The following is a 1,097-nucleotide window of genomic DNA, read 5'->3' on the forward strand; positions in this document are numbered from 1 at the left end:
TACTGCTTATCTGCTTAAGTGGACTAGCAGCGATCAGAATTCGCCGTAGGTATCGCTGGTGATGAATTCGGTGGCATCGTCGTTGGACGAGAACGGCTCTGACGTGCGGCTGACAAGCTCACTCAACGGGTGCGGGTCGGTATTGACGCTTTGCTGGAGCAGTCGGTAGAAGAGCATGCCGCGGGCGGTCGACCGACGCCGGTTGAACCGGAAGGTGAACTCGTCGAGGTAGTACTGCAGGTGCTCGCGTTCGACGCGGTAGTGGTGAGTGCCGGCATTCCATCGCTTCAGTAGCGAGGCCACCCGGTGTGGCCCAGGCAGGGTGACGTGCCCGGGTTCTGGTGAGTTGTAGCCGGAGATGTACTCATGCTTGAACCCTTCGTTGGCCAGGACGCGGAACATCCGGGCGCCGTCGGTGCGGATCACCGAGCCTGGTTCAACGGTCGTGCGCGCGAAGTCGACGAGTTGTTTCGACCCTGGGCAATCAGCGACGCCGAGGCGCACTCGGCCGAGTCGGAGCTTCCGATTGACTTGCGTGCCAATGTTTTCCACTGCGATCATTACCGGAGCCTTACTCGTGGAGGCTCCCAGCTTGCCGCTGGCACGGCCGCCGATGAAGGACTCGTCGACTTCGACCACCTCGGTGAGCATCTCTCGATCAGGGCGCACCATCGCTCGGCGCATTTTGTGCAACCAAGCCCACGCGGTTTCATACGAGCCAAGGCCGAGCATGTCGTGCAGATTCTTGGCCGAGGCGCCGTTCTTCTGCGACGTGACCAGCCAGACGGCGGCGAACCACGTGCTCAACGGGGTTCGGGTGCGATGAAAAATGGTTCCCGCTGTTACCGAGGTCTTGCGACCACAGTTCACGCACTTCCAGTGCTGGGTCGAGGTTTGCCATGCACGGTCATGGCCGCACGAGGGACAGCGAAAGCCGTCTGGCCAGCGCAGACGTGCCAAATACGCTGCACACGAGGCGTCATCGGGAAACCACGCCCGGAATTCTTGATAGGTCCGCGGGTAGTCCACACCGCCCACGGGAGCGCCCTCGACACCCACGCTGAACAGCATAGGTCCACTTAAGCAGATAAGCAGTA

Annotated in this window: 1 protein-coding gene; it reads right to left on the bottom strand. The window is 61.1% G+C overall.

The window, feature by feature from the left end; translation table 11 throughout:
- Window positions 1-33 precede the first annotated feature (33 nt).
- Entirely contained in the window at window positions 34-1,038 is a 1,005-nt protein-coding gene (locus ASJ79_RS24470) for an IS1595 family transposase (protein WP_067961081.1), read from the bottom strand.
- Window positions 1,039-1,097 lie beyond the last annotated feature (59 nt).

Source organism: Mycobacterium sp. NAZ190054, from assembly GCF_001545925.1.
In the GTDB taxonomy this organism is placed as follows: domain Bacteria; phylum Actinomycetota; class Actinomycetes; order Mycobacteriales; family Mycobacteriaceae; genus Mycobacterium.